The organism is uncultured Succinivibrio sp. (assembly GCF_902756765.1).
GTDB lineage: Bacteria > Pseudomonadota > Gammaproteobacteria > Enterobacterales > Succinivibrionaceae > Succinivibrio.
In genome coordinates this window covers 58,168-64,081 of the sequence record NZ_CACVSS010000007.1, presented here as the reverse complement: position 1 = coordinate 64,081, position 5,914 = coordinate 58,168, and the positions used below count along the sequence as shown (strand labels likewise).

3 protein-coding genes and 4 tRNA genes are annotated in these 5,914 nt (G+C 36.7%); 5 read left to right on the top strand and 2 right to left on the bottom strand.

The window, feature by feature from the left end:
• Positions 1 to 71 precede the first annotated feature (71 nt).
• Positions 72 to 145, top strand: a tRNA-Gly gene (locus tag QZU45_RS02145).
• A 165-nt stretch (positions 146 to 310) separates the two neighbouring features.
• A complete protein-coding gene (locus QZU45_RS02140; protein WP_295351023.1) occupies positions 311 to 1,435 on the top strand; it encodes a hypothetical protein in 1,125 nt (374 codons plus the stop codon).
• A 53-nt stretch (positions 1,436 to 1,488) separates the two neighbouring features.
• Here QZU45_RS02140 and QZU45_RS02135 read toward each other — a convergent pair whose 3' ends face one another.
• Positions 1,489 to 3,159, bottom strand: a complete 1,671-nt coding sequence (locus QZU45_RS02135; protein ID WP_295351021.1) for an EAL domain-containing protein — start codon at positions 3,157 to 3,159, stop codon at positions 1,489 to 1,491.
• A 372-nt stretch (positions 3,160 to 3,531) separates the two neighbouring features.
• Here QZU45_RS02135 and QZU45_RS02130 point away from each other — a divergent pair.
• Positions 3,532 to 3,607, top strand: a tRNA-Ala gene (locus tag QZU45_RS02130).
• Positions 3,608 to 3,745: 138 nt separating this feature from the next.
• On the opposite strand, the gene pgi is transcribed toward QZU45_RS02130, so the two are convergent.
• Positions 3,746 to 5,401: a glucose-6-phosphate isomerase gene (gene pgi / locus QZU45_RS02125; protein ID WP_295351018.1), complete on the bottom strand. Its 1,656-nt coding sequence runs from the start codon at positions 5,399 to 5,401 to the stop codon at positions 3,746 to 3,748.
• A 323-nt stretch (positions 5,402 to 5,724) separates the two neighbouring features.
• Between pgi and QZU45_RS02120 the strand changes: the two genes are divergently transcribed.
• Positions 5,725 to 5,800, top strand: a tRNA-Ala gene (locus tag QZU45_RS02120).
• Between the two features lie 17 nt (positions 5,801 to 5,817).
• A tRNA-Ala gene (locus QZU45_RS02115) sits at positions 5,818 to 5,893 on the top strand.
• The last annotated feature ends 21 nt before the right edge of the window (positions 5,894 to 5,914 follow it).

Here is a 5,914-nt window from a genome sequence, read left to right as displayed (position 1 = left end):
AAAGTTGCTATTCAGTTGATTCCATTTAGATTTTTTTTGGTGTATCATGTAAATATTCTCTAAATGCTTATGCGAGTGTAGTTCAATGGTAGAACTGTAGCTTCCCAAGCTACTAACGCGGGTCCGATTCCCGTCACTCGCTCCAGTCTCTGTAATACAATAAATTGCCAGCGCCATCTTAAATTTTCAGTAAAATTAACAGCAAGAAAAAAAAGTTAGATGCAGGTTCTGTTTACGATTTTTGTATTTATGCATTGTTAACCAACTAACCTAAACTTTAAGATAGTGGACTAATTAACAATGGATTCATATGGTAAATATGCCTCGTTTTCTTATAAGTATTTTCTGCTTATTCTGTCTTGGATGTTTTTTTGTTTCCCCCGTTACGGCAGATGAAAAGAAAAATCAAGATCTTCCTAAGATTAAGGTTACCATGCTGCTAGAACATGATGGCTTTCTTGCATGGTATGCAAAAGAAAACGGATGGGATAAAAAATTAGGCTTTGAAATAGATCTGAAAATCTGTAATACCAGCGGTGTTGAAATTATCGAGCAGCATAATAATGATCCTAAAGCCTGGAATATCACCTCCGTATCCAGCACTCCGCTTATAAGCGCTAGCAATAATTCATCCTTTGAAATCATTGGTCTTGCCAATGACGAATCAACCTCAAACATGGTTTTTGTAAGGGCTGACAGTGAAATTCTTAAACACAAAGGCTGGAATGCGGATTTTCCAAATGTTTATGGCTCTCCTGAAACTATATCAGGACAAACCTTTTATGTAAAAAGAATGACTTCTGGAGAATATACCTTAGCAAAATGGCTGGACATCTTTGATCTGGATTTTTCAGACATTGTTGTTATAGATAAGCCTGGAGTTGACTCTCTTGAGTCTATGGACAGAGGAACAGGTGAGGGAATGGCACTGTGGTCGCCAGACACTTTCGATGCAGAGAGACAGGGATACAGAGCTGTTACTTCTGCCCGTATGGCCGAGGCTGAAATACCTCTTATGTTAATTGCAGATAAGGACTTTGCAGCTCAAAACGAGGAACTTGTTTCAAAATTCCTTGCAACCTATCTTATGGCAGTAAACGCACATGAAGATGGATATAAAAAACTGGTAAAGGCTTATCAGGAATTTCTTAAAACTTATACAGGTAAGGTTTATCCTGAAGAATTCTGTCTTTTCGACCTCAGAAATCACATAGTATTTGATATTGATAAGCAGCTAGGATTATTCGCCACAAAAGGACACAGAAAAAGTATTATCAATAAACTTGAAAGAAATATTACCAGCAGTATGATTCTATATCTGAATGAAGATATCAGAAATAACAACTGCAGTATCCAAAAGCTGAAAACCTCAAGAAACATCACAGATAAATATCTGATAAAGGCAAAGAGCTATCTTATGAAACTTAAGAATTAGCATTAGAACTTTATAAGTGAGTTATTGATAGATACATATAAATCCAGAGCGCTCTATAACAAGCATCTTCCTTTTTTGCAAAAGGATTTAAACTCATCAAAGATTACAGGCTTTGAATAGAAGAACCCCTGTATGCTCTTGACCTGATATTTTCTCACCTTATCTCGCATAATCTCATTCTCAATGCCCTCGACACACACTCCTGCTCCGTATGCGGTGGCTATATCAGTTATGCTTTTTACAATCTGCTCTGATTTGTCATTCTCACAGATATCCTGGATAAAGGAACGATCGATTTTTATAGTATCAAAAGGAATAGTCTTTACTATCATCAGGGAGGAAAACCCTGTACCAAAATCGTCAAGAGCTAATCTTATACCATAAGAATGAAGAGTAAAAGCAATTCTTGAAAGGAGTTCCATATCTAACAGACGACAGCGTTCTGTAATCTCAAGACAAAGATTGTGAGGAGGAAAGCCAATCGATTCAACCAGAGAAATTACATCATTTACAAAGTTACCTTGCTCACACTGAGAATATGCAAGATTAACACTTACGATAAAATCAGGATTGTCTTTCACAATTTCAAGTGCATCCTGCATAGCCTGTCTTAAGATCCACATACCCAAAACAGGAAATACATTGTCATTTTCCAGCACTGGAATAAACTCATCCGGACGCACTTCTCCAAGTCTGCTGTTTTCCCATCTTATAAGGGCTTCTGCCCCCATTACTTTCTCTGAAGATGCATCTACAATAGGCTGGTATTTTAAGTAGAAACCTTTGCAGTTATCTCCGACAGAGTTTCTGATGATATTGATTTTAACTAGCTGATCAATATCAGTCTGATCTGGCTTGTTGTTAAACTCCACCAGAGCACCATGCCGCTGATTTTTAGAAATTTGGTAAGAATAGTTCAGACAGGAATAAATGGTTTTATTGGTAATATTGAAGTTATTAAGCTTCATTACACTACCGCACAAGGAAAGATTAATACGCATCCCATTTAAAGAATATGAACGCATTCTTTCCAGAACTCCATTGTAAACTCTATGAATATGCTCAAGAGACTGACGCTCTGTTATAATCACAAACCTTGTACCATCAAGGCGGTATATACGATCATCAGGGTCTGCTATTTTCTGAAGAAATCTGGCTGCATGCTGCAATACACGATTGCCAATTGTATAGCCATACATATTGTTAATATTCAGGAACTTGGTAAAACCAAGCATTATCAAGTTACAATGAGTTTTTTCTGCCAGAATGTTATTGAGTTCAAGAAAGAATCCATACTGATTCTTAAGGCCTGTCAGTACATCATTCTCATTTTCAATTCCGTGATTAGTCATAGCACCACAGAAATAGTTTGGTTCTCCATTATCATTTTTTAACACTACACCTCTGCAGGTGCATACCACATACTGACCAAAGCGATTACGAACTCTGTACTGAAGATTATGAGTAGTCTGTTCACCGCTGAATAGTTTTTTGACATCAGAAATAAATTCTTCTCTATCATCTGGATGAATGTAGGAGGCCCAGATCTCACCTGCATTTGTCATGTATTCTGATGGAAGAGAGAAATAATTTACAGCCTCCCTATTCCAACGGGAAAGATCTGTCTTCATATCACAGACATACACATAATTCGCAGAGGAAACATAGGAAAATGCCTCAAAAAGCGAATCAAGTATCAAAGCAGAATTATTCTTATTATTCATATAAAAATATCTCACAAAGAAGATATACATACCTAGTAATATTTTATTTTAAAGAGTAAAAACAGATGAATTTAGAGATCACAACTTGCCAAAGAATTAAGGTTATTTACTCAGAATTGCATGCTATATCATGCGTTTTACATATTCCATTTGACATTTAAAAAAGATATTCATTTTGTTAGTTATCAAGGAATCGCTTATATCTGCTTATTTTTGTAAGAAGGGAAAAAAATTTTTTAATTTTTAGTTGACGGCATGAAATTAAGTTATATAATGTAACGGCTTTCAGATACGGACGGTTGTTCATTCTGAACCACATAAGTGGGGGTATAGCTCAGTTGGGAGAGCATCCCACCATTCACATCCTTATGTGGGGGTATAGCTCAGTTGGGAGAGCATCTGCTTTGCAAGCAGAGGGTCATCGGTTCGATCCCGTTTACCTCCACCATCTAATAAACTAAATAAAAAATTTTACAAGTCAGTTTTTGTAAAAATCATTATTTTATTTGAATTAAATCAAGGCACATAAAAAAGGCCTAACCTTAATTAAGTTAAGCCTCTTTTCTTATTTAAATTTAAAACAAATTTACTTCAGTTTCTTAAATGCATTGATCAGACCATTGGTAGAACAGTCATGTGAAGAAACTGGCTCATCAGTTTTTAGCTCAGGAATAATTTTAGAAGCTAGCTGCTTACCAAGTTCAACACCAAACTGATCAAAACTGAATACATTTAGAATAGATCCCTGAGTGAAGATCTTATGCTCATACATAGCAATTAACATACCCAGTGTATAAGGGGTAATCTCTTTTACAAGGAATGAATTTGTTGGTCTGTCACCTTCAAAAATCATGAAAGGAACAATTGACTTGTATTTTTCCTCAGGAACTCCTTTTGCCTTAAACTGTGCAATGACCTGATCTTCAGTTTTACCAAAAGCTAAAGCTTCAGTCTGGGCAAAGAAATTAGATAGAAGTTTCACATGGTGGTCCCCTATCTTATTGTGAGTACGTGCAGGAGCAATAAAATCACAAGGTATCTTCTTTGTGCCCTGATGAATTAGCTGATAGAAGGCGTGTTGACCATTGGTGCCAGGTTCACCCCATATAATAGGGCCGGTAGTATAATCAGTGATAACATTACCATCACGATCAACATATTTACCGTTTGACTCCATGTTACCCTGCTGGAAGTATGCTGGGAAACGAGACATATACTGGTCATAAGGGAGAATAGCTTCAGTCTCAAAGCCATAGAAATCATTGTACCAAATGCCAATAAGAGCAAGAATGACAGGAAGGTTCTTTTCAAAAGGAGTATTACGGAAATGCTGATCCATTTCGTAAGCACCTTTCAGAAGTTGCTCAAAATTGTCATATCCGCATGCAAGAGCAATTGACAAACCGATTGCTGACCATGAAGAATAACGGCCACCAACGAAATCCCAGAACTCGAACATGTTTTCTGTATCAATGCCGAATGCTGATACTTCCTTAGCATTGGTTGATAGAGCGACGAAATGCTTAGCGACAAACTTTTCGTCCTTTGCTGTCTTTAAAAACCAGTCACGAGCTGTATGAGCATTTGTCATGGTCTCCAAGGTTGTAAAAGTCTTAGAGGCAATCAGGAATAAAGTTGTCTCAGGGTTAAGAGGCTTTAAGGTCTCAACAATATGGGTACCATCAATATTTGAAACAAAATGACACTTTAGTCTTGTATGATATGGAGCCAATGACTGGGTAATCATGCAAGGGCCTAAATCAGAACCACCGATACCGATATTTACAACATCAGTAATTTCTTTACCTGAGTAGCCTTTCCATTCACCAGAAATGACCCTGTTTGAGAATTCTTTCATCTTGGCCTGAACACGTAATATGTCTTCCATTACATCGTGTCCATCAACCATAACCTTGTTGCCACCAAAATTACGTAATGCAGTGTGAAGAACAGCACGACCTTCAGTCTGATTGATCTTCTCACCATTGAACATTGCCTCAATATTTTCTTTTAGATGAGTTTCTTCTGCCAGTTCAAATAGAGTCTTTAAAATACTCTCATCGATTAGATTCTTGGAGAAGTCAGCAAGAAAATCTCCATTATCTAGAGTTAAGGAAAATTTGTTGAAACGATCCTTGTCTTCAGCAAATAAATCCTTCAGATGTCTGTTCTTTGTTTTCTGAAATTGTTCTGTTAATTTTGCCCAAGCCTTAGTCTTGGTAGGATTTGTATTATAAAACATGAGTAATAACTCCCTTCTTAGTTCGTTCCTATATTTTAGCAGTATCTAATCAAGATTACTTGATTGTGAGCATTTTTTTAAACAAATAAGCGCAAAAATTTGCATATTTCTTTTTAAACCAGCTTATCCCTGCTCCAGAAAATAAAAAAAAATTTCTAGACTAAAAAAAATCATATAACCGCAGTAAGAAGCCTTATATAAGAGATTAGAGAACATATTAAAAAAAAGATTTCATACACATATAACAGGGGATCTAAAAAAAAGATCTAAAATTCCTTGACCTATCTCAAATATCATATATAATGAATCTCGTTTTGAAATATGGGGTTATAGCTCAGTTGGGAGAGCGCTTGCATGGCATGCAAGAGGTCATCGGTTCGATCCCGATTAGCTCCACCATTTCAAGATCCCTTAGTGGGGGTATAGCTCAGTTGGGAGAGCATCTGCTTTGCAAGCAGAGGGTCATCGGTTCGATCCCGTTTACCTCCACCATCAAAAATACATTCAAATACT